This window comes from Kitasatospora sp. NPDC091257 (assembly GCF_044757675.1).
Lineage (GTDB): Bacteria > Actinomycetota > Actinomycetes > Streptomycetales > Streptomycetaceae > Kitasatospora > Kitasatospora lactacystinica.
Genome location: NZ_JBIVVI010000962.1, coordinates 1 through 3,571, shown reverse-complemented (window position 1 = coordinate 3,571; position 3,571 = coordinate 1). Strand labels below are relative to the sequence as shown.

Below are 3,571 nucleotides of genomic sequence, written 5' to 3'. Positions count from 1 at the left end.
GCAGGAAGGCACATTCGACCCCGGGACTGTGTGGGCCGTCCACATAGTCCCGGGGTCGGGTGCTTCCTACCTTGTGGCGACATCGTCTCCCCCCTGGTTCTGGAAGTGGTGGCCATGAGAACCTCCGCACGAGGTACGGCGGCGAGCAGTTCACTCCCGAGAGTGGTGGCTGCGAGCCTGATCGGCACGACCATCGAGTGGTACGACTACTTCTTGTACGGAACGGCGGCGGCGCTGGTGTTCGGGAAGCTGTTCTTCCCGCACAGCGATCCGCTGACCGGGACGCTGCTGTCCTTCCTGACCTACGCGATCGGGTTCGCGGCACGGCCGCTCGGGGCGCTGGTGTTCGGTCACTTCGGGGACCGGGTGGGACGGAAGAAGCTGCTGGTGGTGAGCCTGCTGCTGATGGGCGGGTCGACCACGGCGATCGGGCTGCTGCCGACGTACGACTCGATCGGGGTCGCGGCGCCGGTGCTGCTGACGGTGCTGCGGCTGGTGCAGGGCTTCGCGCTCGGCGGCGAGTGGGGTGGCGCCGTGCTGCTGGTGTCGGAGCACGGGGACCAGCGGCGGCGGGGGTTCTGGGCGTCCTGGCCGCAGGGCGGGGCGCCGGCCGGGAACCTGCTGGCGGCCGGGGTGCTGTCGCTGATGACGGCGGTGCAGTCGGACGCGGCGTTCCTGGCGTGGGGCTGGCGGGTGCCGTTCCTGCTGTCGGCGGTGCTGGTCGTGGTCGGGATGTGGATCCGGCTCGCGGTGGACGAGTCGCCGCTGTTCAAGGAGGCGCTAGCGGCGCAGCACAAGCGCCAGGAGGAGCAGAGCACGGCCGAACGGCTGCCGCTGGTGGAGGTGTTGCGCGACCACTGGCGGGAGGTGCTGGTGGCCATGGGCGCGCGGATGGCGGAGAACATCTCCTACTACGTGATGACCACGTTCGTGCTCACCTACGCCGTCACCCACGCCCACTTCTCCAAGCAGACCGCACTGAACGCCGTCCTGATCGCCTCCGCGATCCAGTTCACGCTGATCCCGCTGTTCGGCGCGCTGTCCGACCGGGTCGGGCGCAGGCCGGTGTACCTGGTGGGCGCGGTCGGGGTGGGCGCCTGGGCCTTCGTGTTCTTCGGAATGGTCGACACGAAGTCCTTCGGCTCGCTGGTCACCGCCGTGACCGTCGGCCTGGTCTTCCACAGCGCCATGTACGCGCCCCAGGCGGCCTTCTTCTCCGAGCTGTTCGCGACCCGGATGCGGTACTCGGGCGCCTCGATCGGCGCCCAGTTCTCCTCGGTGGCGGCCGGCGCCCCGGCGCCGCTGATCGCCACCGCGCTGCTCAAGGACTACGGCAGCTCCACGCCCATCGCGGTGTACGTCGCCATCGCGGCGGCGATCACCGTGCTGGCGGTGCTGTGCGGCCGGGAGACCAGGGGTCAGGACCTCATGGACGTCGAGGGACGGGACAACCGGGACGGCCGGGACGGCCGGGAGCCGGACACCGCATCGGCCGAAAAGCCCGCCGTCGCCTGAGGAGCGAGCCGATACGATCACGGTTTCTCGGAACCGACGGAACCGACGCCGATTGGCAGCACGCACCATGAACCACCCTCACGAAAGCGCCGCGCCCGCGCTGCGGCGGCTGCTCGACCTGCTCGCCTCCGGAGCCGCCACCGAGGACTTCGCCGACGTGCTGGCCGACGCCCGCCGCCGCGGGGCGCCGGCCGCCGTCCTCGCCGAGATCGACGACGCCACCTGGCAGGCCCTGCGCGTCCACCGCACCCTGCGTCAACACCGGCGGCGCGAAGCCGAGTTGACAGCCCTGTTCGACACCGCCGGGGACCTCGCCGCCTCCCGGGACCTGGACACCGTGCTCCAGGCGATCGTCCGCCGGGCCCGGATGCTGCTCGGCACCGACACCGCGTACCTGACCCTGCCGGACGAGGGCGCCGGCGACACCTACATGCGGGTCACCGACGGCTCGGTCTCCGTCCTGTTCCAGACCCTGCGGCTCAGCCTCGGCGACGGCCTGGGCGGGCTGGTCGCCCAGACCGCCCGCCCGTACGCCACCCCCGACTACCGCACCGACGAACGCTTCCACCACACCGGCACGATCGACGCCGGTGTGCTGGACGAGGGCCTGGTGGCGATCATCGGGGTGCCGCTGCTGCTCGGCGGTCAGGTCATCGGTGTCCTCTTCGCCGCCGACCGCACGCCGCGCGCCTTCTCCCCCGACGAGGTCGCGCTGCTCTGCTCGCTGGCCGCGCACGCCGCGATCGCCCTGGACACCGCCAAGTCGCTGGCCGACACCCGGGCCGCGCTCGCCGAGCTGAACGCCGCCAACGAGCTGGTCCGGGCCCACTCCTCCGCCGTGCAGCGCGCCGAGCAGGCGCACGACCGGCTCACCGACCTGGTGCTGCGCGGCGCCGAGGTGCCGGACGTCGCCGCCGCCGTGGCCGCCCTGCTCGGCGGGGAGATAGCGGTCCTGGACGCCGAGGGCGAACCGCTGGCCGGACGCTCCGCACCCGCCGCCGAACTGGCCGAGGCGGTCGCCGCCTCCCGCGCCGAGGGCCGGTCCGTACGGCACGGCGAGCAGTGGGTCTGCGCGGTGCTGGCCGGACACGACGCGCTCGGCACCATGGTGCTGCGTGGCCGGCCCGACCTCGACGACGCCGACCGGCGGCTGTTCGAGCGGGCCAGCGTGGTCACCGCGCTGCTCCTGCTGCTGCGCCGCTCGGTCGCCGAGACCGAGAACCGGGTCCGCGGCGAACTGCTCACCGACCTGCTGACCGCCCCCGAACGGGACCCGGGCGGGCTCACCGCGCGCGGCCGCCGGCTCGGCGTCGACCTCGCCCGGCCGCACCTCGTGCTGGTCGCGGAGCCCGCCGACGGGAAGGCCGACGACCGGGCACGGCTGGCCGGTGCGGCCCGGCGCTACCTGTTCGGCTCCCGGGGCGTCAGCGCCGAGCACGCCGAGACGGTGGTACTGCTGGCGCCCGTCGAGAGCGGCAGCACCGACGACCCCGAGGAGACCGCCCGGCAGGCCGCCGAACGGCTGGCCCGGCTGGCCGGGTTCCCGGTCACCGTCGGCGCCGGCCGGCCGGCCGCCGGGCCGTCCGCGCTGGCCGCGTCCTACGGCGAGGGCGTGCGCTGCCTCCGGGCGCTGCGGGTGCTCGGCCGCGCCGGGGAGGGCGCCTCGGCCCGGGCGCTCGGCTTCCTCGGCGTGCTGCTCGGCGACGGCCACGACGTGGACGGCTTCGTCGGCTCGACGCTCGGCCCGCTCCTGGCGTACGACGCCCGGCGCGGGACCGAGCTGGTCCGCACCCTGCGCGCCTACTTCGACTGCGGCGGCAGCCTGACCCGGGCCAAGGACGAGCTGCACGTCCACGTGAACACCGTGGTCCAGCGGCTGGACCGGGTCGAGGCGCTGCTCGGACGGGACTGGAACCAGCCGGAGCGGTCGCTGGAGCTCCAGCTCGCGCTGCGGCTGCAGCTGCTCGCGGGCGGCTGAGCCCGAACAGGCCGACGGCTCGCCCGGGGAGGGCTGCCGCTCCCGGGCCGGACCGCTGCCCGGGGCGGGGCGACTGAC

2 protein-coding genes are annotated in these 3,571 nt (G+C 73.8%); both read left to right on the top strand.

All coding sequences use genetic code 11. The annotated features are described in order from the left end of the window. Window positions 1–114 precede the first annotated feature (114 nt). Window positions 115–1,515 (top strand): MFS transporter, encoded by a 1,401-nt coding sequence (locus tag ACIQOV_RS32790; protein ID WP_401054363.1) that lies wholly within the window; start codon window positions 115–117, stop codon window positions 1,513–1,515. 67 nt (window positions 1,516–1,582) lie between these two features. Continuing rightward, the gene (locus ACIQOV_RS32785; RefSeq protein ID WP_401054362.1) at window positions 1,583–3,493 is read left to right on the top strand and encodes a helix-turn-helix domain-containing protein; all 1,911 of its coding nucleotides are present in this window, start codon (window positions 1,583–1,585) and stop codon (window positions 3,491–3,493) included. Window positions 3,494–3,571: the final 78 nt, after the last annotated feature.

Bases quoted from the DNA above. Each gene is read 5' to 3' on its own strand.
- ACIQOV_RS32790 (WP_401054363.1), top strand. From the start codon at position 115: ATGAGAACCTCCGCACGAGGTACGGCGGCGAGCAGTTCACTCCCGAGA.
- ACIQOV_RS32785 (WP_401054362.1), top strand. From the start codon at position 1,583: ATGAACCACCCTCACGAAAGCGCCGCGCCCGCGCTGCGGCGGCTGCTC.